At 38.7% G+C, this 25,126-nt stretch carries 24 protein-coding genes; 23 read left to right on the top strand and 1 reads right to left on the bottom strand.

Annotation, left to right across the window (positions count from 1 at the left end):
• Window positions 1-50: 50 nt before the first annotated feature.
• The 4 genes from atpD to NSS74_RS22940 all read left to right on the top strand — a co-directional run bounded on the left by atpD (window position 51) and on the right by NSS74_RS22940 (window position 3,550).
• Complete coding sequence (gene atpD / locus NSS74_RS22955) at window positions 51-1,460, top strand: F0F1 ATP synthase subunit beta (protein ID WP_002016281.1); 1,410 nt, start codon at window positions 51-53, stop codon at window positions 1,458-1,460.
• 20 nt (window positions 1,461-1,480) lie between these two features.
• Window positions 1,481-1,882: a F0F1 ATP synthase subunit epsilon gene (atpC, locus tag NSS74_RS22950; protein WP_002016279.1), complete on the top strand. Its 402-nt coding sequence runs from the start codon at window positions 1,481-1,483 to the stop codon at window positions 1,880-1,882.
• Window positions 1,883-2,066: 184 nt separating this feature from the next.
• Window positions 2,067-2,852 (top strand): DUF975 family protein, encoded by a 786-nt coding sequence (locus NSS74_RS22945; RefSeq protein WP_002016277.1) that lies wholly within the window; start codon window positions 2,067-2,069, stop codon window positions 2,850-2,852.
• A 44-nt stretch (window positions 2,853-2,896) separates the two neighbouring features.
• The gene (locus tag NSS74_RS22940; RefSeq protein ID WP_061688678.1) at window positions 2,897-3,550 is read left to right on the top strand and encodes a DUF975 family protein; all 654 of its coding nucleotides are present in this window, start codon (window positions 2,897-2,899) and stop codon (window positions 3,548-3,550) included.
• Between the two features lie 17 nt (window positions 3,551-3,567).
• Here the strand turns inward: NSS74_RS22940 and NSS74_RS22935 are convergent, their stop codons facing one another.
• On the bottom strand, window positions 3,568-6,297 hold the full coding sequence (locus NSS74_RS22935) for an EAL domain-containing protein (protein ID WP_215560116.1): 2,730 nt from the start codon (window positions 6,295-6,297) through the stop codon (window positions 3,568-3,570).
• A gap of 306 nt (window positions 6,298-6,603) precedes the next feature.
• Between NSS74_RS22935 and nuoA the strand changes: the two genes are divergently transcribed.
• From nuoA to NSS74_RS22840, 19 genes are all read left to right on the top strand, one after another.
• Entirely contained in the window at window positions 6,604-6,972 is a 369-nt protein-coding gene (nuoA, locus tag NSS74_RS22930) for an NADH-quinone oxidoreductase subunit NuoA (RefSeq protein ID WP_000179270.1), read from the top strand.
• On the top strand, window positions 6,963-7,481 hold the full coding sequence (nuoB, locus tag NSS74_RS22925) for an NADH-quinone oxidoreductase subunit NuoB (RefSeq protein WP_088040472.1): 519 nt from the start codon (window positions 6,963-6,965) through the stop codon (window positions 7,479-7,481). The genes nuoA and nuoB overlap by 10 nt, the downstream gene beginning before the upstream one ends.
• A complete protein-coding gene (locus tag NSS74_RS22920) occupies window positions 7,478-8,941 on the top strand; it encodes an NADH-quinone oxidoreductase subunit C (RefSeq protein WP_340814382.1) in 1,464 nt (487 codons plus the stop codon). Before nuoB ends, NSS74_RS22920 begins: the two co-directional genes overlap by 4 nt.
• A gap of 3 nt (window positions 8,942-8,944) precedes the next feature.
• Window positions 8,945-10,045 (top strand): NADH-quinone oxidoreductase subunit NuoD, encoded by a 1,101-nt coding sequence (gene nuoD, locus NSS74_RS22915; protein WP_002143861.1) that lies wholly within the window; start codon window positions 8,945-8,947, stop codon window positions 10,043-10,045.
• Complete coding sequence (gene nuoH / locus NSS74_RS22910) at window positions 10,045-11,046, top strand: NADH-quinone oxidoreductase subunit NuoH (protein WP_002143859.1); 1,002 nt, start codon at window positions 10,045-10,047, stop codon at window positions 11,044-11,046. The genes nuoD and nuoH overlap by 1 nt, the downstream gene beginning before the upstream one ends.
• 25 nt (window positions 11,047-11,071) lie before the next feature.
• Window positions 11,072-11,491, top strand: coding sequence for an NADH-quinone oxidoreductase subunit NuoI (gene nuoI / locus NSS74_RS22905; RefSeq protein WP_002016193.1), 420 nt, complete (start codon window positions 11,072-11,074; stop codon window positions 11,489-11,491).
• A complete protein-coding gene (locus tag NSS74_RS22900) occupies window positions 11,488-12,012 on the top strand; it encodes an NADH-quinone oxidoreductase subunit J (protein WP_001012819.1) in 525 nt (174 codons plus the stop codon). The genes nuoI and NSS74_RS22900 overlap by 4 nt, the downstream gene beginning before the upstream one ends.
• A complete protein-coding gene (gene nuoK, locus NSS74_RS22895; RefSeq protein WP_000100081.1) occupies window positions 12,005-12,319 on the top strand; it encodes an NADH-quinone oxidoreductase subunit NuoK in 315 nt (104 codons plus the stop codon). The genes NSS74_RS22900 and nuoK overlap by 8 nt, the downstream gene beginning before the upstream one ends.
• 29 nt (window positions 12,320-12,348) lie before the next feature.
• Window positions 12,349-14,211 carry an NADH-quinone oxidoreductase subunit L gene (gene nuoL, locus NSS74_RS22890; RefSeq protein WP_215588639.1) on the top strand — a complete coding sequence of 621 codons (1,863 nt, stop codon included), beginning with the start codon at window positions 12,349-12,351 and terminating at the stop codon, window positions 14,209-14,211.
• Entirely contained in the window at window positions 14,208-15,710 is a 1,503-nt protein-coding gene (locus NSS74_RS22885) for an NADH-quinone oxidoreductase subunit M (RefSeq protein WP_002143856.1), read from the top strand. The genes nuoL and NSS74_RS22885 overlap by 4 nt, the downstream gene beginning before the upstream one ends.
• A gap of 7 nt (window positions 15,711-15,717) precedes the next feature.
• Complete coding sequence (gene nuoN / locus NSS74_RS22880) at window positions 15,718-17,232, top strand: NADH-quinone oxidoreductase subunit NuoN (RefSeq protein ID WP_002143854.1); 1,515 nt, start codon at window positions 15,718-15,720, stop codon at window positions 17,230-17,232.
• A 208-nt stretch (window positions 17,233-17,440) separates the two neighbouring features.
• Window positions 17,441-17,677 (top strand): DUF1146 family protein, encoded by a 237-nt coding sequence (locus tag NSS74_RS22875; RefSeq protein ID WP_002016201.1) that lies wholly within the window; start codon window positions 17,441-17,443, stop codon window positions 17,675-17,677.
• Window positions 17,678-17,728: 51 nt separating this feature from the next.
• Entirely contained in the window at window positions 17,729-18,433 is a 705-nt protein-coding gene (locus NSS74_RS22870) for a YwmB family TATA-box binding protein (RefSeq protein ID WP_002139032.1), read from the top strand.
• Between the two features lie 39 nt (window positions 18,434-18,472).
• Window positions 18,473-19,777 (top strand): UDP-N-acetylglucosamine 1-carboxyvinyltransferase, encoded by a 1,305-nt coding sequence (gene murA / locus NSS74_RS22865; protein ID WP_002068497.1) that lies wholly within the window; start codon window positions 18,473-18,475, stop codon window positions 19,775-19,777.
• A gap of 253 nt (window positions 19,778-20,030) precedes the next feature.
• Entirely contained in the window at window positions 20,031-21,050 is a 1,020-nt protein-coding gene (spoIID, locus tag NSS74_RS22860) for a stage II sporulation protein D (RefSeq protein WP_002130041.1), read from the top strand.
• 102 nt (window positions 21,051-21,152) lie between these two features.
• Complete coding sequence (locus NSS74_RS22855; protein ID WP_002143852.1) at window positions 21,153-22,160, top strand: LytTR family transcriptional regulator DNA-binding domain-containing protein; 1,008 nt, start codon at window positions 21,153-21,155, stop codon at window positions 22,158-22,160.
• Between the two features lie 179 nt (window positions 22,161-22,339).
• Window positions 22,340-23,182, top strand: a complete 843-nt coding sequence (locus NSS74_RS22850; protein WP_002143851.1) for an ABC transporter ATP-binding protein — start codon at window positions 22,340-22,342, stop codon at window positions 23,180-23,182.
• Window positions 23,182-23,886: an ABC transporter permease gene (locus NSS74_RS22845; protein WP_002143850.1), complete on the top strand. Its 705-nt coding sequence runs from the start codon at window positions 23,182-23,184 to the stop codon at window positions 23,884-23,886. The genes NSS74_RS22850 and NSS74_RS22845 overlap by 1 nt, the downstream gene beginning before the upstream one ends.
• Before the next feature lie 162 nt (window positions 23,887-24,048).
• Entirely contained in the window at window positions 24,049-25,032 is a 984-nt protein-coding gene (locus NSS74_RS22840) for a M23 family metallopeptidase (RefSeq protein WP_215588637.1), read from the top strand.
• The last annotated feature ends 94 nt before the right edge of the window (window positions 25,033-25,126 follow it).

Below are 25,126 nucleotides of genomic sequence, written 5' to 3'. Positions count from 1 at the left end.
GACTTCTCTTAGAAAGCTGGCTAATTAAAAGAAAGCTAGGAGGGAACCCGATGAATAAAGGGCGCGTTACGCAAATCATGGGTCCGGTTGTAGACGTTAAGTTTGATGGCGGAAAGCTACCAGAAATCTACAACGCCCTTACGGTAAAACAAAGCAACGAAAACGGAGCAAGCATTAACTTAACATTTGAAGTTGCACTTCATTTAGGTGATGACACAGTTCGTACAGTTGCAATGTCTTCCACAGATGGACTTGTTCGTGGCACAGAAGTAGAAGATACTGGTAAAGCAATCTCTGTACCAGTTGGTGATGTAACACTTGGTCGTGTATTTAACGTATTAGGTGATGCAATTGACTTAGATGGTGATGTTCCTGCGGATGTACGTCGTGATCCAATTCACCGTCAAGCGCCTGCATTCGAAGAGTTATCTACTAAAGTAGAAATTCTTGAAACTGGTATTAAAGTAGTAGACTTACTTGCTCCTTACATTAAGGGTGGTAAGATCGGTCTATTCGGTGGTGCCGGTGTAGGTAAAACAGTATTAATTCAGGAATTAATTAACAACATCGCACAAGAGCACGGTGGTATCTCTGTATTCGCTGGTGTAGGTGAGCGTACTCGTGAAGGTAACGACTTATACCACGAAATGAGCGATTCTGGCGTAATTAAGAAAACTGCGATGGTATTCGGACAAATGAACGAGCCACCTGGAGCACGTCAACGTGTTGCATTAACAGGTTTAACAATGGCTGAACATTTCCGTGATGAGCAAGGACAAGACGTACTATTGTTCATCGATAACATCTTCCGTTTCACGCAAGCGGGTTCTGAAGTATCTGCCCTTCTTGGTCGTATGCCATCTGCGGTAGGTTACCAGCCAACACTTGCAACAGAAATGGGTCAATTACAAGAGCGTATTACATCTACAAATAAAGGATCTATCACGTCTATCCAAGCGGTATACGTACCAGCCGATGACTATACGGATCCAGCACCAGCTACAACGTTCGCTCACTTAGATGCAACAACAAACTTAGAGCGTCGTTTAACACAAATGGGTATTTACCCAGCCGTAGATCCATTAGCATCTACATCTCGTGCGCTTTCTCCAGAAATCGTAGGAGAAGAGCATTATGGAGTAGCTCGTCAAGTACAGCAAACTTTACAGCGTTATAAAGAGCTTCAAGATATCATCGCTATCTTAGGTATGGATGAGTTATCTGAAGAAGATAAGTTAGTTGTACATCGTGCTCGTCGTATTCAATTCTTCTTATCACAAAACTTCCACGTAGCTGAACAGTTTACAGGTCAAAAAGGTTCTTACGTACCTGTAAAAAATACAGTTAGTGGTTTCAAAGAAATTCTAGAAGGAAAATATGATGACCTTCCAGAAGATGCGTTCCGTCTTGTTGGTAGCATTGAAGAAGTTATTGAAAACGCGAAGAAAATGATGGCGTAAGGCCTTAGGAGGGACGAATTATGAAGACATTTCCAGTCAGTATTGTAACTCCTGATGGACCGGTTTACGAAAAAGAAGTAGAAATGGTAAGCGTAAAAGCAGAGAGTGGGGAAATGGGGATCTTACCAGGTCACATTCCAACTGTTGCACCTTTAAAAATTAGTGCGGTCCGTCTGAAAAATGGTGGGCACACTGATTATGTAGCAGTAAGCGGTGGCTTTATCGAAGTTCGTCCAGATAAAGTAACTGTGTTATCATCATCTGCTGAAGAAGCAAACCATATCGATATCCATCGTGCAAATGAATCGAAACGTCGCGCTGAGCAACGTATGCAAGATAAACAAGCGCATGTTGACTTTAGACGTGCAGAAATGGCTTTGCAGCGTGCTGTGAACCGTTTAAACGTTTCTGATATGAAGTAAAAAAATCCGTAAGGGCTCTTGCCTTTACGGATTTTTTGTTATGCATAGATGTGTTTTATTTAAATGTCGAAGCTGAAACTCAATTTAATATATAGAATAAACTTACAAAATTGGTATAATTATATTATTGTTTGTATAAGTAGAAAATATATAACAATTTATATTTCATAAAGGAGATGAACAAATGATCGGTGAAATGAAACGAGAAGCATTGTACTCTTTAAAGGGAAAATGGGGACTAGGTGTTGGATCAACGATTTTACATATTATTTTAAGTTATGTTGTTTCAATGGCTGCAATGCTTATACTTTTAATTCCAGGAATTATTATATTTTTCTTAGTTGTTGGTTTAGCGGGTTCAATTGAAGAGGAAGCAATATCAGTCGGGGCAGGTATTACATTTGGAATTTTTTATTGCATAATGATCATTTTGAGTAATGCATCTTATGGTATTACATCATACGGTTATACGAATGTGTTGCTACAAATTAGTAAACGAGAAGATGCTAGAGTAGATTATTTATTTGAAGGATTTCGTGGCTTTAAAAGAATGATGAAAACAATGTGGGCTATGCTTGCGATTTTGTTATATACAGGTACGTGGATTCCGATGTTGTTACTAGGTGTATTCGCGTTTTTTGGTGAGGAAGGGAATGTATCGTTAACAATCGCTTTCTTTGTACTATTAGCTATTTCGATTGTTGTAATGATTGTGATGTATTTTTCTTATGCGATGACGTATTATGTTATGGTTGAAAATCCAGATTATAGCGTTTCACAGGCGATGAAAGAAAGTAAGAACTTTATGAAGGGGCATAAACTAGATTTATTTCTTTTATGGCTTAGCTTCATAGGATGGGCTATTTTAGCAATTCTTACTCTTGGAATAGGATTTCTTTGGCTTAGTCCATATGTAGGTACAACGACAGCGCATTTTTATCGCTATATTGCAAAAGGTGAATTGCAGTAGGGACGTGCTATACTAATAGAATTATTACGTATAGGAGGTTAAGTATGATTAGTGATTTAAAAGGAGAAGCGCTAGATTCACTGGAAGGAAAATGGGGCTTAGCTGTTGGGGCAACATTACTTATTTCGATTCTTACTTCAGCTTTTAGTTTTAGTATTCAGTTCCTTCTCTCTCAGGTTTGGGAGTGGAAAGAAGTGAACAGCTCACTTTCAATAGAGGTTATTACAATATTGCTGGTGGGGCCTTTAACGCTAGGGGGTTATTGTTTAGCACTGCATATAATTCGTGAAAAAGAAGCGCGTATTGGGCATATATTTAGATGGTTTACAGAAGGAAGTAAGTTTATAAAGTCATTTTTATTATATATAGTAGTGAACATTTATATTTTCTTATGGTGTTTACTATTTATTATTCCAGGCATTATTAAATCATTTTCTTATGCGATGACGTATTTTATTATAAATGATCATCCTGAGTATTCAATAAATCAAGCTATTACAGAAAGTCGTCGTATGATGGCTGGACATAAGATGGAGTATTTCATTTTATGTTTAAGTTTTATTGGCTGGTTTATATTAAGTTGTATTACATTAGGGATTGGATTTTTATGGTTGATTCCATATTTTTATACAACGACAGCAGCTTTTTACGAAGAGATTGCAGAAGAATATTACGAAAAAAGAATTCCGACACTTTAAAAAACACCCAGTGTGAACTATTGGTTCATACTGGGTGTTTTTTGTAGAAATTTTATAAACTGTTTACTTGTTAGAGGTTTACTGAAATAGTAACCTTGCATGTATTTACAGTTGTTTTTTTGCAGAAATTTAAGCTGTTTTTCTGTTTCAATTCCTTCAGCAACGACAGAGAGATTTAAAGTATTTGCAAGGGAAAGGATAGTGGAAACGATGGCTCTTTCTTCAGGCCGATGATCGGCTAGTTGTGTAAATTCTTTTGGTACTTTTAATGTATCGATAGGGAAAATTGATAAATAAGCAAGAGAAGAGTAGCCGGTACCGAAGTCATCAATGGACGTTTGAATACCATATTCTTTTAATTGCTTTAGTCTCGATAATGTTTCTTTTTCATCAATCATCGCAATTCGTTCTGTTAGTTCAAGTGTTACATCTTTCGGGTCAATTTTAACGTCCTTTAGTATTTGTGAAATATTTTCGATTAATTGATTTTGTTGAAATTCTTTGGCTGATAAATTGACACTCATTTTTAAGTTTGTGTATCCAAAACTTTGCCATATTTTTAGTTGACGACAAGACTCTCGTAGCACCCAATGCCCAAGTGGGATGACCTGCGGAGTCTCTTCCACAATTGGAATGAACTCACATGGTGAAATGTCACCTAATAGTGGATGTTTCCAACGGATTAAGGCTTCGGCACCGATGATTTTATTCGTTGTAATGTCAACTTGTGGTTGATAGACGAGAAAGAATTCTTTATTTACTAAAGCAAGTGGTAAATCTTTTTCAATTCGAGCTTTTCGCTCCATTTTTTTATATAACTCTTTCGTATAAAGTGAGCTACCATTCTTTCCTTTATTTTTGGTTTCGTACATGGCCATATCAGCATGTTGTAAAATAGATAACGGATCTTCGCCTGCTTCTGGGTATATTGCAATCCCGATACTTGGCGAGATTTGTAAATGTTGATTTTCAATTTCGAATGGCTCATTCATAGATAGTACAATCATGTCAGCTATTTTTTGTACATCTCTATCTTCTTTATAATCTTCTATAAGAATTGTGAACTCATCCCCAGCTAACCGAGCAAGTTTCATATTTGACGTCGATATTCGTTCTAGTCTTTTTGCTACAGCAATTAAAAGAAGATCTCCTACCCGGTGACCGAGAGTATCGTTAATAACTTTAAAACGGTCTAAATCGAGAAACATAACAGCAAAAGGTCTTTTCGATAGTTTTGCTCGTACAATTGCTTGTTCTAACTGCAGATGAAATGAACGGCGATTTGCAAGTTCCGTTAAAGTATCATGATATGCTAGGAAATTAATTTGCTCTTGTTGCTGCTTGCTTTCTGTAATATCTTTAATCATTAAATAGGCCCCAGAAATATGTTCCTTTAAAAAGATGGGAACAGCTGTAACATGTAAGTAGTAAATATCTCTATTTTTATGATATGCCCGTATTTCTAAAGAAATAGATTTCCCTTTTTTCACGTGATGAAAGGCAGTAATGATTTCTTCTAAATCTTCTTCATACATAAGTGAATAGTATGGTTGGTTTAATAATTCATTCGTTTGATAACCGAGTAAAGTAGTTCCAGCGTTGTTCACATTGAGAAAATTACCGTACAAATCTAATGTGAAAATTGGATCTGGATGATGCTCGTATAAAGATTTAAACATTTGTTGGTTATGATATAACTCATTTTTTTGTTCTACTAAATCTTCTGTACGTAGTTCGATTTGTTTCTCGAGTTCTAAGCTGAATTGCATTTGTGCTAGCAATAATATTTTATTTTGTCTTCGAACTAACATATGGCGTATGAGAACGAAGGCGAAAGTTACCATAAGTCCAATTACTACGATAGGTGCAAAAACATTTTCGACCAATATAAAAACAATAAGCATCACGACAGAAATATACGGTAATGATAATCGGATTGATTCACCAAATTGAGGCGTTAGTAATATTTGTTCTTGTTTTTCGGGCTCTTTTGTGTGAAGTATACAAGCGATTGCTACCAATAATAAGGTTACTTGATAGAATGGAGCAACTGTGAACATAGAGTGCTCAGGCTGGAAGTATTTTATATAAGCATAAATAGAATCCGTAGTAGCATACAAAATTAAAGCACTGCCAAGAAGAGCACCAACTTGCTTTGGTAGTAAGGATAATGGTCTGAATAAAAGGTTGATTCCTATTAAAAGAAAGAGTAAATCAGCCATTGGATACGTGAGTTGAACAAACATGTCGATATATGATGTTGTAAAAATATGAATGGTTCTTTCAATAAGTAAATAGTAGCTTAAAGTAAATTGAGCAGTAACAATAATACAAATATCACATATCGTAAAAAGCTGTTCCAATAAATCTCGGCCATAAATAATTTCATATAGAAAGGCAAATGCAAAGCTAATTAAAAATAATAAGTAAAAAAAGTCTGATGGATCAACGAATGTATAGTAGTCATGCAGAATTAAGCGTTGATAAGCAACTACTATATCGCCGATGAAATAAGAGAAGGATCCGATAGTTAATGTTATCCAAAACAAACGAGATAACCCTTGTTTTATATTTGAAAAATAAAATATATAACTGCAAATTGTAATATCAATTAATATGGTACTTATTCCAGTTAATATTTGAAATGGGAGTGCGTACTCATATAAAAAGGACATTGATACGTAATGAATAGCTATATACAACAATGAAATGCTTATAAGAATACTTACATGTGTTTGTTTTTTCATTTATATCACCCACTGTATATACATAAGAACCACCTTTTTGTAGTTTATGTTTTTTATGATTGCTTGAAAACATATAGAATTTCTATATTTATTTTACACATTTATAATGAGTTGTAAAAATAGATTTGCTCAGCAAGTATTAATTGTTGTTTCTGTTCCCAATATATCGACATAGGAATTTGAAGTTTGCTATAATGAATTAAATAGTTGCATTATTTAGAAAAATTTAAAAATAATAAATGATGCAAGTAAGACATATTGTTTACTATGTGAACTTGTTCTTAATTCAGGGGGGAGGGTTTCACAATGGCAAGTGTATATGAAAATAGTTATATGATCGTTTTGATTTTCTTGCTATTAGGTATATTGCTGCCGGTAGTGGCTCTTACATTAGGGAAAATGCTGCGTCCAAACAAACCGAGTGCAGCGAAAGCGACGACGTATGAGAGTGGAATTGAGCCTTTTCATGATGCAAATATTCGGTTTCATGCTCGTTATTACATTTTCGCTTTATTGTTCGTCATCTTTGATGTAGAAACTTTATTTTTATACCCATGGGCTGTTGCATATGACAAGCTTGGTTTATTTGCACTGATTGAAATGCTCATTTTTGTTGTGATGTTGCTAGTTGGATTAGCGTATGCTTGGAAAAAGAAGGTGTTACAATGGTTATAAATTTTGAGGAATTAAACCCACAGGAGCGAGCGGAATTAGAAAGGAATATCTTTTTTTCTACATTGGAACAGTTGAAGGGATGGGCGCGGAGCAACTCTTTATGGCCGATGACATTTGGACTGGCATGCTGTGCGATTGAAATGATGGGAGTAGGCTCATCACATTACGATTTAGATCGATTTGGGTCATTTTTTCGGACTTCACCAAGACAATCGGACGTCATGATTGTGTCAGGAACGGTAACGAAGAAAATGGCACCTATTGTTCGGCGCCTATATGATCAAATGCCTGAACCGAAGTGGGTAATTGCGATGGGATCTTGTGCAACGGCCGGTGGTCCGTATGTGAATTCGTATGCTGTTGTGAAAGGTGTAGATCAAATTGTACCAGTTGATGTGTATATTCCTGGATGCCCTCCAAATCCTGCTGCTTTAATTTATGGAATTAATAAATTAAAAGAAAAAATTCGTTACGAGGCGAGGACCGGGAAGCAGGTGACGAATAAATGAGTGATCCAAATAAAGACTTAGAAAGCATGAAAAGAGAAGCAGCCCGTCATGCGAAAGAGGAAGCGCGAAAACGTCTTGCTGCGAAACATGGGGCGGAAATGTCTAAACTTGAAGGAGAACATCGAGAAAAAGAGAAAGCGCTACCAAAAGATAAGGGGATTAATGTAGAAGAAGCGAAGGCAAAGGCCGCAGCAGCTGCAAAAGCAAAAGCAGCGGCATTAGCGAAGCAAAAGCGAGAAGGATCAGAAGAAGTAACGGATGAAGAAAAAGCCAAAGCAAAGGCGAAAGCTGCAGCAGCCGCAAAAGCAAAAGCAGCGGCATTAGCGAAGCAAAAGCGAGAAGGATCAGAAGAAGTAACGGATGAAGAAAAAGTCAAAGCGAAGGCGAAAGCTGCAGCAGCCGCAGCCGCAAAAGAAAAAGTAGCGGTATTAGCAAAGCAAAAGCGAGAAGGGTCAGAAGAAGTAACGGACGAAGAAAAAGCCAAAGCAAAGGCGAAAGCCGCAGCAGCCGCAAAAGCAAAAGCAGCGGTATTAGCGAAGCAAAAGCGAGAAGGATCAGAAGAAGTAACGGACGAAGAAAAAGCCAAAGCAAAGGCGAAAGCTGCAGCAGCCGCAAAAGCAAAAGCAGCGGTATTAGCGAAGCAGAAGCGAGAAGGATCAGAAGAAGTAACGGACGAAGAAAAAGCCAAAGCAAAGGCGAAAGCTGCAGCAGCCGCAAAAGCAAAAGCAGCGGTATTAGCAAAGCAGAAGCGAGAAGGATCAGAAGAAGTAACGGACGAAGAAAAAGCTAAAGCGAAGGCAAAGGCTGTAGCAGCTGCAAAAGCAAAAGCAGCAGCGTTAGCGAAGCAGAAAGCCTCACAAGGTGAGGGGGATTCTGGAGATGAGAAAGCGAAGGCAATTGCAGCCGCGAAAGCCGCTGCTGCGGCAAGGGCAAAGGGATCTGTAAATAAGATAGAAGACGAACTGCAGCAGGAAGAACCATCAGTTAACCAACCATATTTAAATCGCTATGTGGAGGTTGTTAAGGAGAGGTTAGGAGAATATGCATTAGTAGATTCCTATATTAATAAGCTTTCAAAAGATGTTCCAACGCTTGTGGCGGAGCCTTCGAAATATTATGAAGTGATGGAGTTAATGCGATTGCATGAGGGACTTGCTTTTGATTATATGTCAGAGCTACATGCGACGGATTTTGTGACACATATGGAAGTATACGTTCATTTATTTTCATATGGAAAGAAACAGTCAGTAGCAGTGAAGGTAAAGCTGGATAGGGAAGCGCCGCAAGTAAAATCGGTGACGCCGCTTTGGAAAGGGGCAGATTGGCCGGAGCGCGAAGCGTATGATTTGCTCGGTATTGTATTTGAAGGTCATCCTAATTTATCTCGCATTTTAATGCCGGATGATTGGGTGGGGTATCCGCTTAGGAAGGATTATGAACCGTATGATGTGGAGGTGTAGCTTGTGATTCGTACGGAAGAGATGCTCTTAAATGTAGGGCCGCAGCATCCGAGTACACATGGTGTGTTTCGGCTTGTAATTAAGATTGACGGGGAAATTATTAAAGAGGCTACACCGGTTATCGGATATTTGCATCGCGGAACAGAAAAGATAGCTGAGAGCTTGCAATATACACAAATTATCCCGTATACAGATCGAATGGACTATTTATCAGCAATGACGAATAATTACGTCCTTTGCCACGCTGTAGAGACGATGATGGATCTTGAGATTCCAGAGCGTGCTGAATATTTACGGGTGCTTGCGATGGAGCTTGGGAGGGTTGCGAGCCATCTCGTCTGGTGGGGAACGAACCTGCTTGATATAGGAGCGGTTAGTCCATTTTTATATGCCTTCCGTGAACGAGAGATGATTATAAATTTATTAAGTGAATTGTGCGGTGCAAGGCTTACTTTCAACTATATGAGAGTCGGCGGCGTGAAGTGGGATGCGCCAGACGGCTGGATTGAAAAGGTGAAAGAGTTTGTTCCGTATATGAGGGAGCAGTTGGAAGGGTATCACGACCTTGTTAGCGGAAATGAAATTTTCTTAAATCGTGTGAAAGGCGTTGGCGTATATAGCGCGGAAGAGGCGATCTCGTATTCATTAAGCGGCGCAAATTTGCGGTGCACGGGAGTCCACTGGGATCTTCGCAAAGATGAGCCGTATTCTATTTATGATCGTTTTGACTTTGATGTTCCTGTTGGGAGCACGGGAGATGCTTGGGACCGCTACGTTTGCCGGATGAAGGAAATTGAGGAGTCATTAAAAATTATTGAGCAAGCAGTCGAGCAGTTCCCGAAAGACGGCGCTGTGCTGGCGAAAGTGCCGAAAATTATTAAAGCACCTAAGGGAGAAGCGTTCGTCCGTATAGAGTCACCGCGGGGAGAGATTGGCTGTTATATTGCTAGTGATGGAAAGAAAGAGCCGTACCGCTTGAAATTTCGCAGACCGTCTTTTTATAATTTGCAAATCTTACCGAAGTTATTGAAAGGTGAAAACATCGCCAATTTAATTACGATTTTAGGTGGGGTTGATATTGTACTTGGGGAGGTTGACGGCTAATGATTGAGACGCTCTTACAATCACCTTCAAGCTGGACGAATTTCTTCATTTTTTTCGGGTTAGCGGTGCTTCTATTATTTGCAGTCCTTGGCTTCGTTACATACGGTATTTTGGCAGAACGGAAAGTGATGGGATTTATGCAAGGACGGATTGGACCAAACCAAGTTGGGGGCCGGTTCGGTTTACTCCAAACGGTAGCTGATGTTTTGAAACTATTATTAAAAGAAGATAGTATTCCGAAAGCTGCAGATAAACCGTTGTTTATATTAGCTCCTGTTATTGCATTCGCACCAGCATTTATGGTGCTTGCGGTTATCCCGTTTACTGATAAATTTCAGTTTGCGGATATTGGCGTAGGATTGCTGTATTACATTGCTGTCTCTGGGATTACGACGATCGGCGTCGTAACTGGGGGATGGGCATCAAATAATAAATATTCCCTTTTAGGAGGGATGCGTGCGGCAGCGCAAATGATTTCTTATGAGATTCCACTTGTGATGAGTGTAATTGGCGTCGTTTTGTTAGCTGGTAGTCTTAACTTGAATGAAATTGTAGCGGCGCAGGAAAAGGTATGGTACATTTTCGCACAGCCAATCGGTTTCGTCATTTTCTTAATCGCGGCAGTTGCAGAGTTAAATAGGACACCGTTTGATTTACCCGAAGCGGAGTCAGAACTTGTTTCAGGATACCATACGGAATACTCAGGTTTTCGCTGGGCGTTTTTCATGCTTTCAGAGTATGTGTATTTCTTCGGGATGTCATCTTTAATTACAGTACTCTTTTTAGGAGGCTGGAATCCAGTTATGTTCCTTGGGTTTATTCCAGGAGCCGTATGGTTTGCTTTGAAATTCAGCAGTGTGGTCTTTCTATTAATTTGGTTCCGCGTTACGTTCCCGCGCATAAGAGGTGACCAGTTAATGGAGTTTGGTTGGAAAATATTATTACCAATCGCACTTGCAAATATTTTCTTAACGGCATTGATTAAGGAGCTATTCTTCTAATCTATAAAGGGGGTGCCAGTAAGAGATGAAAGGACTATTTAAAGGGTTAAAATATACGCTTAGTAATTTGAGTAAGAAAAAGGTGACGTATGATTATCCAAATCAACCGTTGCCATTACCAGACCGATTTCGAGGTATTCAAAAGTTTTATCCAGAGAAATGTATTGTTTGTAATCAGTGTTCCAACATTTGTCCGACAGATTGCATTCAATTAACAGGAAAAAAACATCCTGATCCTACGAAAAAAGGGAAAATTATCGACACGTATGATATTAATTTTGAAATTTGTATTCTTTGCGATTTATGTACAGAAGTTTGCCCGACAGAGGCGATTGTAATGACAAATAACTTTGAACTTGCAGAGTATTCACGTGATGATTTATTTAAAAATTTGCAGTGGCTTGACGAGAACGACGAGAACATCAGGAAGGAGAATAAAGCATGAACGGCGAGTTTGTAGCTTTCTTTATATTATCCTTGTCTGCGATTATTGGCGGCGTTCTTATGCTGAATTTAACGAAAGTAATGCATATGATGCTGGCCCTTGTGCTTACGTTCCTTAGCATTGCGGGTTTGTACTTTCTCTTATCAGCCGAATTTATCGGAGTGGCACAAATTTTACTTTACTCTGGTGCAATCACTATTATTATGATTTTTGGCATTATGTTAACGAAACATAACGCGGAAAATGAATCGCGCCTTACTCTTCGAAAATGGATTATCTTCTTTGCGGTTGTAGCATTTGGAGCAGTTATGTATTTCGCTGTTAATAGTATCGATTTTTCAAATCAAAGCACACAAGGAAGTTTACCTCTCCATGAAAATAACACACTTCAAATCGGTACACTTCTCTATTCAAAATATATTATTCCATTCGAATTAACCTCAGTTATTTTACTTGTAGCACTTGTAGGAGCGATTATCCTTGCGAAGAAGGATGAGGGAGAGGAGGATTCCCATGAGTAGCGTTCCGGCTTCTGCGTATTTAACACTTGCGATTATTTTGTTTTGCATCGGCTTATTTGGAGCTTTAACAAAGCGAAATACAGTAATTGTACTAGTTTGTATCGAATTGATGTTAAACGCCGCCAATTTAAATCTAGTAGCGTTTAGTAAATTAGGCTTGTTTCCGAATTTAACAGGACAAATTTTTTCGCTGTTTACGATGTCTGTAGCGGCAGCGGAGGCAGCGGTAGGTCTTGCAATTTTGATTGCTTTGTACCGTAATCGCCCGACAGTTCATGTAGATGAGATGGATACGCTCAAAGGATAGCATTGTGACCGAAAAGGGGGAAGGAAACAATGATCGATTATGCATGGCTCATACCGCTTTTCCCGCTTGTTTCGTTTTTGTTACTTATTGTGTTCGGGAAGAAAATTAGAGAGGGAAGTAGTGTACTAGGTATTTTCTTTACCTTTCTCTCCTTTATATCCGCGGTAGTGGTACTAATAGAACGATTTTCATCCGAGGCAGTGAAGCATAAGTGGGTATGGCTTAGGGTAGGAGATATAGATATATCATTTGGTTTTGAAGTTACCGCATTAGGGGCTTTAATGTTGTTTATCGTTACACTTGTGAGTTTTCTTGTACATGTGTACTCAAAAGGTTATATGAAAGGTGACACCAGATTACCAACCTTTTATGCATATTTAGGGCTCTTTACCTTTGCGATGCTTGGGCTAGTTATATCGACGAATTTATTACAGCTTTATATATTTTGGGAGTTAGTCGGCCTTGGTTCGTTTTTACTTATCGGTTTTTATTTCTTTAAAGAAGAAGCGAAGGCTGCTGCGAAAAAGGCTTTTATTATGACACGCATTGGGGATGTTGGGCTATTTATTGGGATGATATTAATTTTTTGGCACGCAGGTAGTTTTGAATATGACGCGATTTTTAAAGCGATTCATACGGGCGACCTCTCTCCTTCTATGATTACAATAACGGCGATATTAATTTTTATCGGTGCGATGGGGAAATCGGGTCAGTTCCCGCTTCATACATGGTTGCCAGATGCAATGGAAGGACCGACGCCTGTTTCGGCGCTTATTCACGCGGCAACGATGGTTGCAGCCGGCGTATATTTAGTAGCGACGATGTTCCCGCTATTTTCAGCAAGTGCGGTAGCGATGCAAACTGTGGCAATCGTTGGGGCTTTCACCGCAATCTTTGCGGCCTCTATCGGTCTAGTGCAAACTGATATTAAGAGGGTTCTTGCTTACTCTACAGTTAGTCAGCTCGGGTATATGATGCTTGCGCTAGGCTCGGCTGGTTATGTAGCTGGTATCTTTCACTTAACGACACACGCCTTTTTTAAAGCGTTATTGTTTCTGGCAGCAGGAAGTGTAATTCATGCAGTCAATACGCAAAACATTAATAAAATGGGCGGTTTACAGAAAAAGATGAAAGTAACCGGTGCACTATTTTTAATAGGCACACTTGCAATTAGTGGTGTTCCTCTGCTTTCCGGATTTTTTAGTAAAGATGAAATTTTAGCGGCGGCTTGGATGAATGGCAATTACTTTCTATTCGTTTTAGCAGTAATTGCGGCATTTCTAACAGCGTTTTATATGTTCCGTCTATACTTTCTTGTTTTTACAGGGGAAACGAAGACGAAGGAAGAGGTGCATGAATCACCTCGCACCATGACGTATCCGATGATTGTCCTTGGTGTTCTTGCGGTAGTGGCCGGTTATATAAATACACCGTGGTTCGGAACGTTTCTTGGGGATTGGCTTACGAAAGATATAGGATTCCAGGTGAAGGAAGTGCATGGACCTGTTTGGATTATGGTTGTTGCGACGCTCGTTTCATTTGCGGGAATTGCCCTCGCATATTTCATATATGGCAAGAAATCTATCTCTAGAGATTGGGCCGGCGGAGAAGGGACGTCTTTTTATAACCTTTTGAAAGAAAAATATTATGTGGATGAACTATACAATGCGGCAGTACTTCCTATTACGAAAGGAATCGCTCATGTGCTTCGCTTATTTGAAGTATACGTTGTAGAAGGAATCGCAGTTTTAATTGCTGGACTCGTTAAAGGTATGAGTGGACTAGGATCGCGGCTTCAAAACGGGAATGTACAAGTGTATGGAACTGTAACAGCAGTTTCGCTCGCAGTGCTCCTAATTATTTTGTTATATACGGGAGGGGATTTACGGTGAATGGATTGCTATTAACGTTCTTCATTTTTTCCCCGCTTTTAGGAATTCTCTTGCTTTTATTAACGCCGAAACGAGAATCGCGTACAGTGCAGGCGCTTGGTTTATTCGGAACGGCGCTTCCATTTGGAATTGCTACCGTCCTTGCTTGTACATACGCTTCAGGAAAGAGCTTATCGATATTTGATGAAAAAGTGAAATGGATTAAATTTGGGGATTTCACAGCAGTGGACAAAAGGTGGTTTTCAATTTATTACGAGCTCGGCATTGATGGTTTATCGCTTGTAATGATGGTGCTCACAGCCCTTCTAGCGATGCTTGCAGCTATTGCGGCATTTTCTATTAAAAGAAATTTGAAAGCATTCTACATGCTGTTACTCATGTTAGAAATAGGTATGCTCGGTGTCTTCGCTGCTCAAAATTTAATGTTGTTCTTCATGTTCTTTGAGATTACGTTGCCACCAATGTTTTTATTAATTGGCAAGTGGGGGAAATTGTCGAGTGAAAAGGCTGCATATAGTTATTTAATATATAACGGTATTGGATCAGCTATTTTACTTATCGTTTTCTCGGTTTTATTTGCGAAAACAGGTACAACAAATATTGCGGAGCTTAAAGAAATATTAACGAGTGTAGGCGCTGGGGGAGGAATGGCTGTCTCAAGTAGCGTACAGTTCGGCTTGTTTCTTGCCATAATGATTGCTTTTGCGATTAAACTCCCTGTTTTCCCTTTGCATCGCTGGATGGTCAATGTACACATAGAAGCGCATCCCGCTGTAGTTATGCTTCACGCGGGGGTTTTGCTGAAGATTGGCGCGTACGGTATTGTTCGCTTCGGGAAAGGATTATTCCCAGAATATTTTCGTGATTTTGCAACGCTAATTGCGATTTTAGGGGTAATTAATTTATTGTATGGGGCCTTTCTAGCACTCATCCAAACGGACTTTAGAAAGGTACTTGCTTACTCTAGTATTTCGCATATGGGCATTGTATTAATGGGGCTTGCGGCGTTAAATGCACCAGGTACACAAGGGGCATTGTTCCAAGTTGTGTCTCACGGTTTAATTGCGGCCTTGCTCTTCTTCTTGCTTGGCATTATTGAAGAGCGTTTCGGGACTTCGGATATTACAGCACTTGGTGGACTCGCAAAAAGTGTTCCAGTGCTTAGTGGTTTCTTCTTAGCGGGCGGTATGGCATCGCTTGGAATGCCAGGGATGTCTGGATTTATTAGCGAATTCCTTGCCTTTCTCGGTTTATTCCAAGGGAAACCGGTTATCGCCGCCGCAGGTGTACTTGGAATTATTTTAACCGCTGTATACGTATTAAGAGCGACACTTCAAGTGACATTTGGTAAGAAAGAATGGGAAGCGAAATCTGATATACACGGATGGGAGTACATTCCTGTTATAGTGCTTATCGTTTGTATTATTGCAATTGGGGTAATGCCAGAACTACTAGGGGATCCACTTCAAACTACATTGAAAACATTGGGGGTGAAGTAGGATGGATATGAACACGTTACTTAGCTTATCATGGCATCTCATGGTACCAGAATTCATTATTCTCGGGGCAGCCATCCTTCTTTCCATATGTGATTTGTTTTTTAAGCTGAACCATAGGTACGTTGCGATTGGTGCAATTGCCGCTGCCTTGTTAGCGATAGTGTCATTAATGACGCTATATAGCGAACCGGCAGGAGATATTTTAAATGGATCGTTTGTACTAGATGGATTTTCAAAAGGATTTAAAACGTTGTTATTAGGCGGAGCAGCTCTCGTTTTATGTATGGCAATAAGCGATGACAAGAAGGAGCCTATTCAAGATAAAGGAGAATATTATTATTTGTTTTTAATGGCGCTTCTTGGAGCGATGTTCATGGCTTCTAGCGTTGATTTCATCACATTGTTCGTTGGTTTAGAGTTGCTTTCGCTTTCTTCCTATATTTTAGTAGGAATCCGAAAAAGAAACCGCGCATCGAATGAGGCTGCAATGAAATATGTCATTAACGGAGGAATTGGAACAGCAATTACACTCTTTGGAATGAGCTATTTATACGGTATTACAGGGTCGACCAACATAGTGGAAATGCAAAAGGCATTTACGCAAGGATTGGCCGGGGGCATTCAGTTATTGTTAGCCCTCGCATTTCTACTTTTGCTCGTTGGACTCTCATTCAAAATTGCAACAGTGCCATTTCATATGTGGGCACCAGATGTGTATGAGGGAGCGGCTACACCTGTCACTGCTTTTCTCGGAACGATTTCTAAAATTGCTGGTTTTCTACTCATTACGCGTTTGTTTCTTATGGTGTTTGCAGGTGTGGCAATCCAAGGAGACGCACAATCTTTGTACGGGCGTATGAGTATATACATTGCGGTACTAGCTAGTATTACGATGATTGTTGGGAACGTAGTAGCATTAAAGCAATACAACGTAAAACGTCTATTTGCCTATTCAGGTATCGCGCATGCTGGGTATTTGCTAGTCCCTCTTGTAGCGCTATCGCAGTTTACGATGGATAGTATGTGGTTTTATATGCTTGCATATATGCTTATGAATATAGGAGCATTTGCAATCATCCACGGATTAATCTTACAAAATGATAAGGAAAACATGACGATTTTTACAGGGTTATATAAGCGATCCCCCTTTACAGCTATAGTGATGACGGTCTTTATTTTATCGTTAGCTGGAATACCGGGGACAGCAGGTTTCATCGGAAAAATTAACATTTTTTTAGGGGCACTTCATGTTGAACCTGCTCATTACGTATTAGCTTCTATTATGATGGGGACGACGGTTATTTCATTCATATATTATTTCCGAATATTACAGCAAATGTTTTTCCGCAAGGGAGAGACAGAAGAAAAGCTCCGATTACCGTTAAATATAAAGATTGTCATGAGTCTTTGCGCAATTTCAATTGTAATACTAGGGATTATGCCGATGATTGGTTACAATTTCTTTTATGAACATTTTCCATTAATGAAGGATTTCTTCTTCTTGGGGAACGTGGTACAATAGTGGAAATAAAAGGTGTAGAGTCCGTACTCTACGCTTTTTATTTTGGAGTAACAGCAAATGAAAACGTCTATAGGTATATGTTTTCCGAGAGAAAATTACGATGTAAGATGCTTATTTGCGTTTGAAAAAGTGTGGCTCCTACTTATTTATGGTATCGTTTTTTACATTTTGCGTAAGTAGTAGCCAAGCAAAAAAAGGGGTCGATTTTTTGGCACATCTTTTAGGGCAACAAGCACTGATTGCCATTGTTTCGCATTTATTGTTTATTACCATTACGTGGTGGGCCTTACAAGGTATTCACATTGAGCGCTTAATGAAGTCTGGAAAAGTGATGCAGACGAGAGTATTACTTATCCTAATTACAATTGCAATTGGGACATCTGTAAGTAACTTTTTCCTTGATTATTTAGGCTATTCAAAGAGTTTAACGTATTTAGTAAAGTAAGTGTATAGAACCTCATATCTCCGTTAACAATGGGGATAGGAGGGGATGAAATTGAAGTTTAAAGCCATTCTTATCGTTATCGTAAGTGTTGTTTTATTTTTGGTTGGATATAAAGAGATGAAACCTATAAGCGACGAACAGAAAATGGAGAGCATGATTGCAGCTTTAGAGAAGAACGATGCAAAAGTAGAGCGGTGGTCATGGTTAGCGCGAGAAACGAAAACAATTTCTAATATACATACGTTTCAAAAATTGTTAAACGATGTGAAGGAAGAGGCAAACATCGAAAGTTGGGAATTAGAACAATCTCCAGATGGATATAAGGCTACATCCTATAAAAAATCTTCTTCACATGAAGAACGAATAGTAGTAACTTGGAGTAAGGAAAATACTAAAGAAAACACTTTTATTATTTTTGAAGTGAGCGGGGCGAAATGGGACCCGAAGTACGTTCAGAACATGGATAAAATTTTTAGTGAAAAACCTATAATTTACACTTGTGTTCAAGGTGTACTGAATGATAAGATTGAAGGTGTTTTGCAAAATAAAACCAATCAGGTTTTGAAAGATCTTTCAGCAAGAGCGATCGAACAGATAGAAGAAAGAGCATTTGTATCAGTCTCCGCATATAATAAAAAGTGGAATGACGCTCTTTCAACAAATAGAGAGAAAATAAATGTGCAAATAGCAATACGTTCTACAAACAACAAAGATACAATTGTGGTTGGCACACCGATCATAACTTCTGAGTATTGAGTGAATAGATACTGAAAAAAGGACACGGAGGGGAATAATTTGGAAAAGATCATCGTCCGTGGCGGAAAGCGGTTAAGCGGCACAGTGCGTGTTGAGGGCGCAAAAAATGCTGTATTACCTATAATCGCTGCAGCCCTATTAGCGAGTGACGGAAAGAATGTACTATCTGAAGTACCAGTATTATCTGATGTATACACAATTAACGAGGTATTACGTCATTTAAATGCTGAAGTCGTATTTGAAAATAACCAAGTAACAATCGATTCTTCTAAAGAATTAAACATTGAAGCACCATTTGAGTATGTACGTAAGATGCGTGCATCTGTTCAAGTAATGGGACCATTATTAGCACGTAACGGTCGTGCTCGTATTGCACTTCCTGGTGGATGTGCAATTGGTTCACGTCCAATTGACCAACATTTAAAAGGCTTCGAAGCAATGGGAGCGAAAGTAAAAGTTGGTAACGGATTTGTTGAGGCACACGTAGAGGGCGAACTAAAAGGAGCTAAAATTTATTTAGACTTCCCAAGCGTAGGCGCGACAGAAAACATTATGTCTGCAGCTACATTAGCAAAAGGGACAACAGTCCTTGAAAACGCAGCGAAAGAGCCAGAAATCGTTGACTTAGCTAACTTCTTAAATGCAATGGGAGCGAAAGTACGCGGAGCTGGAACTGGAACGATTCGTATTGAAGGCGTTGAAAAATTATATGGTGCAAACCACCCTATTATTCCTGACCGTATTGAAGCAGGAACATTCATGGTTGCAGCGGCAATTACGGGTGGAGACATCTTAATTGAAAATGCTGTGCCTGAACATTTACGCTCAATTACAGCGAAAATGGAAGAAATGGGTGTTAAAATTATTGAGGAAAATGAAGGTGTACGTGTTATCGGCCCAGATAAGTTAAAAGCGGTTGATATTAAAACTATGCCTCATCCAGGTTTCCCAACAGACATGCAATCACAAATGATGGCATTATTACTACATGCTGATGGAACAAGTATGATTACAGAAACGGTATTCGAAAACCGCTTTATGCACGTTGAAGAATTCCGTCGTATGAATGCTGATATTAAAATCGAAGGTCGTTCTGTAATTATGAACGGTCCAAGTAGCTTGCAAGGAGCTGAAGTTGGCGCAACTGATTTACGTGCTGCAGCAGCATTAATCTTAGCTGGTTTAGTATCAGAAGGTTATACTCGTGTAACAGAGTTAAAACATCTTGACCGCGGTTATGTAGACTTCCATAAGAAATTAGCTGCATTAGGTGCAACTATTGAACGTGTAAACGAAAAAGTAGAAGAAGTGAAAGAACAAGAAGTTTCTGATCTTCACGCTTAATTGAAGTAGTCTCTATGTCTTTTGACATAGGGGCTATTTTTTTTGGGTTATTACTGTTATAGTCAATAAATTCCATACTTATGCACGTCTCAGTGAAAATATTTAGAAAATTTTTGTTTTATTCCACTATTTGCGTTCAGTAAAACCCCACTGATTATAGTTTCACTTTATATCGATACCCCCAAGTATGTTCTAAAAGATCCCGTATTTCCATAAGAATGAAAGGAATCCAACTTTATATTGGGGGAATAGGATGAAATTTTCAAAGCCACTTTTCATTACAGTAGCGCTCTTAATAGCGCTCGTTATCATTGTACCTGCTGCTCTTGTTATTCCGTTTGCGAAAGCAAAAGTAGGGGAAGAAGCAGCTTCTAAAACTCCTCCAGCGATAGAAAGTATACCAGCTCCAGGGAAAGTGGATACAGCGGTTCAAGTTGCTGTATATCGTGATCAGCAGAAGAAGGTAGAAACATTACCTATGGAGGAGTATGTGGCCGGTGTAGTAGCTTCTGAGATGAATGCCAGCTTTGAAATAGAGGCGCTAAAGGCGCAGGCATTAGCAGCAAGAACATTTGTAGTGCAGCGTATGCTAAGCGGAGGTAAGAAAAACAACGCGGATGTGATAGATACAGTGAAAGATCAAGTGTACAAAAGCAAAGAGGAATTGAAGAAACAATGGGGTAATAACTACGAAAATAATTTAAAGAAAATTGAGGAAGCCGTTTCGCAAACCGCAGGACAAGTTTTAACGTATGATGGAAAACCAATTTCAGCATCCTTCTTCTCAACGAGTAACGGACGAACAGAAAATGCAGCTGATTATTGGGGAAATGATTATCCGTACTTGAAAAGCGTAGATAGTCCGTGGGATCAAGCCTCTCCAAAATTTACGAGTGAGCAAAAATTCACAGTAGCTGATTTTCAAAAACGTCTCGGTGTGAAAGTACTAGCAAACGGAAAGGTTGGTAATATTAAAGACCTTACGGAAGGAAAGCGAGTAAAGGATGTAGAGTTCCAAGGGAAAACATTAACAGGAAAACAAGTTCGTGAAAAGTTAGATTTACGCTCCTCAGACTTTACGTGGAAACAAGAAGGGGATAACATCACCGTTACAACGAAAGGATTCGGTCACGGCGTCGGTATGAGCCAGTACGGTGCGAATGGTATGGCAGCGGAAGGTAAGAAATATACAGAGATAGTCGCTCATTACTATAAAGGCATTGAAATAAAGACGATGAATGATTATGAAGGAAAATTGATGGTGAAGAAGTAGGTGTCAGGGGTTTCCTGATACCTACTTCTTTTTTGTTTAAAATATCATAATCTTCCATTAATCATTTGGTATAATTAGGGAAAAACATTTGGGGGAGACAGAATGGCGCTACTGGAGTTGAAACAGGTAGGGAAGACGAACCAGTTACCGGCAATTGAACTGGAGGTTGAAAAAGGACAATGTGTTGTTTTGCAATGCAATAATCATACAGCTAAAGTGTTGCACCGCATCATTATCGGTGAAGAAGCAGCTTCAACTGGCAATGTACTATTTGAAGGCACAGCGATTGGAAAGAAGAATTATTCCCGCATCGGCTTTTGTTTTTTGAAAGATGAAGCATACGATCGTTTGAAGGTGAGGGAGTACTTCAAGTTTATATTAGGGCTTTATGAATCTAACATGAGTATGGAAGAAGTAGTACAATATGTCGGTCTCCTAGATAAGTTGAACGTTAAAATAGAAAAACTGTCATTTTCAGAGAAACGTCGCCTTCATATCGGGCGAGTTATGATTCATAATCCAGATTTAGTTATTTTGGAAGAGCCGGAGCAAAATGTCGATACAGAGAGTACGATTATTATTCGAAAAGCGATTATGAAAATGAAAGAGCAAGGAAAGGCGATTTTTATTACGTCATCTTTTTTATCAGATGCGCTCTCGCTAACAGAAGATGTATACATATTAAATAACAATGGTGTGAAAAAGGTAGAAATTGAGCAAGAAGAAGTGAAAGAAGTTGACGAAGAAAAGGTCATTCAAATGATTCCGCAAATGAAATTAGAAAGGATACCAGCGAAAGTGAATGATAAAATCATTTTACTGGATCCGATGGAAATCCATTTCATTGAAACACAAAATGGAGTGACACATATTCATGTGCGCGAAGGTGATTTCGTATGTGCATTAACATTAAGTGAACTAGAAGTGAGATTAACAGGATTCGGGTTCTTCAGATGTCATCGCTCGTACCTCGTTAATTTACAAAGAGTACGAGAAGTCATTACGTGGACACGTAATAGTTTTAGTTTAATTTTGGATGACGAAAGAAAAAGTTCAATCCCGCTTTCAAAAGGAAGAATGGATGAGTTAAAAGGTGTAATTGGGATATAAAAATGCTCCGATAAGCTCAAAATACGATTCATTCAACAGTAGAAATACTCCTTTTACTGGTATTTTACTGCGTAAACCCTTTGTTTTTCATATGATTGAGTCAAGAAAAGCGAAACAATCAAATCGAAACTTGCGAAAGTAAATTTCATCTATAAAAGAAAAACAAAGGGGATGACGAAATGACATTGGCAATTGAAATGAAAGATGTAATGAAAAGTTTCGATGGAAAAACGGCCCTTCGAAATGTAAATATTGAGGTAAAGCAAGGAGAAATCTTTGGATTCCTCGGACCGAGTGGATCTGGAAAAACGACAACCGTAAAAATATTAACATCTCAATTGCTTCATAGTATTGGAACGGTACGAGTGTTGGGGAAAGACATTACAGGACCAAGCAGCATCGATTACAAACGAATCGGCATTTTAACAGACAATAGCGGCTTATACGAAAGACTTAGCATTTATGATAACTTACTATTATTTTGTGACTTATACGATTGCAAAAAAGAACGAATTGATGAAGTGTTAGCACAAGTGAACTTATTGGATGATAAAAAAACACAAGTGAAAAAATTATCAAAAGGAATGAAGCAGCGTGTCACACTAGCGAGAGCAATTCTTCATAAACCAGATATCCTCTTCTTAGATGAACCAACATCTGCACTTGATCCAGTAAATGTGCAAAACATTCATAAAATCTTAAAAGACTTAAATAAAGAAGGAACAACCATTTTCTTAACGACGCACAACATGGACGAGGCAGAGACGCTTTGTAACCGTATTGCCTTTCTGTGCGGCGGAGAAATTGTAGCGCTTGATACACCAGAAAACTTGCGATTAAAGTACGCGAAAGATCAAATACAAGTTGTGTTAAAAGATAAACAAAAAGAAACAGTGAAAAAAGACGAATTAGGTGCAAAACGTATTTCAGAATGGATGAACAAAGGAGAATTACTATCCATTCATTCACACGAACCAACTTTAGGTGATATCTTTATTGAAGTTACTGGGAGGGGATTATAATGACATTTTCAATGAGACGTGTATCAGCTATTTTTAGAAAAGAAGTACAAGATTTTAAGACGAATTCACAAGTGTTGTTAATGGCATTTTTACCAATTATATTTTCATTTTTATTTAGCAGATTTGGAGCGGGAAAGGAAATGTTAGGCACTACTACTATAACGGCCTTCCTATTTGTCGCAGGCTTTGTTCAATCTATGGTAATTGCAGAAGAAAAAGAAAAACATACACTACGTGTGTTAATGTTATCCCCAGCATCATCTGTTGAAGTTCTTCTTGGAAAGAGTTTATTAACAGCGGGTCTGACGATGGTCATTTGTATTGCAAATTTATTCATTTTAGATCAGTTAAATATCAATCTTCCATTGGTAGGATTGATATTCCTATGTGGAACTATTTTATTTATCGTGCTTGGAACAATGATCGGATTACTTGCATCTTCTGTACCACAAACATCATTAATTGGAATGCCTATTTTAATGACGATGTATTTAGCTGTACAATTTGAGTCACTAGTTGAAAATAAAATAATTAAGACGATGATTGAATATCTTCCAACATCTCATATTGTAAAAGCAATTAACAGCTTAGTAGGTGGGGCAGGATTTAGTAGTATTGGTGGGCATGTATTAAATATTGCAGTTTGGCTTATCATTTCGCTTATTGTATGTTTAATCGTATATAAAAAGAAACAATTAGACTAAAAACTGAGCCAAAAGTGCTCAGTTTTTTCCTTTTTCTATCATTTCCTCGGAAATTTCGCAATTCCTATACATATTTTTACAGATTTTGTCGAAAAGTAATTAGTTATAGGTAGTATAGGATGAGTGAATATTGTTCAAAATGATTGCTGAGGTGATGATGGAATGCGAGGAAGAAATAGTAAAAAGTCGCAAAAAGTAGTACATTTATTTCAAAAAAGATGGGTGTTTCCGGCACTATACATTGCTTGTGCAGCGGTAATCTTAATGGTTGCGCTATGGTTCCAGGGAGCTAATCCAAAGAAAGCTCCGAACCAAGATCAAGCAACACCGTATACACAAACGGAAGATCCGGCAGTACCAGTAACAAAATCTTCAGAAGTAGTGAAAATGCCAGCTGCAGTAAATGCAGAAGTAGTAGTACAGAAGAAATTCTATGAAGATGCAGCATCAGAGGCGGAACAAGAAAAAGCACTTGTCTTTTATAACAACACATATTCCCCGAATAAAGGAATTGACATTGCTGCGAAAAACGGAAAAGAATTTGATGTTACAGCTGCTTTAAGTGGTACAGTAACGAAAGCTGAAAAAGATTCACTTCTTGGTTATGTTGTAACAGTAGATAGTGGAAATGGTGTAGCAGCATCTTATCAAAGCTTAGGCAGTTTGAAAGTAGAAAAAGGTGCAAGAGTCGCGCAAGGTGAAGTGTTAGGAAAATCAGGTCTAAATGCAATGAATAAAGATGCAGGTTCTTACGTTCACTTTGAAGTACGTAAAGACAATGTGGCTGTGAACCCTGAGCGTTATTTAAATAAATCAGTAGCAGAAATTAAAGCTGATGCAGGTGCTGCAAAGGCGACAAATGCTTCTGGTAAAAAAGCTGATGACAAATCTCAAAAAGAAGAAAAGTCAACAAGCACGAAACCAGAAGATAAGTCTCAAAAAGAAGAGAAATCAACAAGCGGCTCGACTAGTGATAAAGAGACGAACGGCAAACAAGATGAGAAATCTCAAAAAGAAGAGAAATCAACAAGCGGTTCGACTAGTGATAAAGAGACGAACGGCAAACAAGATGAAAAATCTCAAAAAGAAGAAAAATCAACGAATGGTTCTACAGAATCATCTAACGGTTCTTCTTCACAAGAATAATAAAGTAAAAAAATCAGTTCTCATTAGGAGAGCTGATTTTTTTATCCCGCTATTTGGGGCAGTAAGACTCCCACCTCAAAATTCAGCTGGAGCA

The organism is Bacillus sp. FSL E2-8868 (assembly GCF_038005505.1).
GTDB lineage: Bacteria > Bacillota > Bacilli > Bacillales > Bacillaceae_G > Bacillus_A > Bacillus_A mycoides.
Note: the sequence above shows the minus strand (reverse complement) of the source record. Positions and strands in the feature narration are given on the sequence as shown.

Coding starts and splice junctions, on each gene's coding strand:
- atpD (WP_002016281.1), top strand. CDS start 51: ATGAATAAAGGGCGCGTTACGCAAATCATGGGTCCGGTTGTAGACGTT.
- atpC (WP_002016279.1), top strand. CDS start 1,481: ATGAAGACATTTCCAGTCAGTATTGTAACTCCTGATGGACCGGTTTAC.
- NSS74_RS22945 (WP_002016277.1), top strand. CDS start 2,067: ATGATCGGTGAAATGAAACGAGAAGCATTGTACTCTTTAAAGGGAAAA.
- NSS74_RS22940 (WP_061688678.1), top strand. CDS start 2,897: ATGATTAGTGATTTAAAAGGAGAAGCGCTAGATTCACTGGAAGGAAAA.
- NSS74_RS22935 (WP_215560116.1), bottom strand. CDS start 6,297: ATGAAAAAACAAACACATGTAAGTATTCTTATAAGCATTTCATTGTTG.
- nuoA (WP_000179270.1), top strand. CDS start 6,604: ATGGCAAGTGTATATGAAAATAGTTATATGATCGTTTTGATTTTCTTG.
- nuoB (WP_088040472.1), top strand. CDS start 6,963: ATGGTTATAAATTTTGAGGAATTAAACCCACAGGAGCGAGCGGAATTA.
- NSS74_RS22920 (WP_340814382.1), top strand. CDS start 7,478: ATGAGTGATCCAAATAAAGACTTAGAAAGCATGAAAAGAGAAGCAGCC.
- nuoH (WP_002143859.1), top strand. CDS start 10,045: ATGATTGAGACGCTCTTACAATCACCTTCAAGCTGGACGAATTTCTTC.
- nuoI (WP_002016193.1), top strand. CDS start 11,072: ATGAAAGGACTATTTAAAGGGTTAAAATATACGCTTAGTAATTTGAGT.
- NSS74_RS22900 (WP_001012819.1), top strand. CDS start 11,488: ATGAACGGCGAGTTTGTAGCTTTCTTTATATTATCCTTGTCTGCGATT.
- nuoK (WP_000100081.1), top strand. CDS start 12,005: ATGAGTAGCGTTCCGGCTTCTGCGTATTTAACACTTGCGATTATTTTG.
- nuoL (WP_215588639.1), top strand. CDS start 12,349: ATGATCGATTATGCATGGCTCATACCGCTTTTCCCGCTTGTTTCGTTT.
- nuoN (WP_002143854.1), top strand. CDS start 15,718: ATGAACACGTTACTTAGCTTATCATGGCATCTCATGGTACCAGAATTC.
- spoIID (WP_002130041.1), top strand. CDS start 20,031: ATGAAATTTTCAAAGCCACTTTTCATTACAGTAGCGCTCTTAATAGCG.
- NSS74_RS22855 (WP_002143852.1), top strand. CDS start 21,153: ATGGCGCTACTGGAGTTGAAACAGGTAGGGAAGACGAACCAGTTACCG.
- NSS74_RS22850 (WP_002143851.1), top strand. CDS start 22,340: ATGACATTGGCAATTGAAATGAAAGATGTAATGAAAAGTTTCGATGGA.
- NSS74_RS22845 (WP_002143850.1), top strand. CDS start 23,182: ATGACATTTTCAATGAGACGTGTATCAGCTATTTTTAGAAAAGAAGTA.
- NSS74_RS22840 (WP_215588637.1), top strand. CDS start 24,049: ATGCGAGGAAGAAATAGTAAAAAGTCGCAAAAAGTAGTACATTTATTT.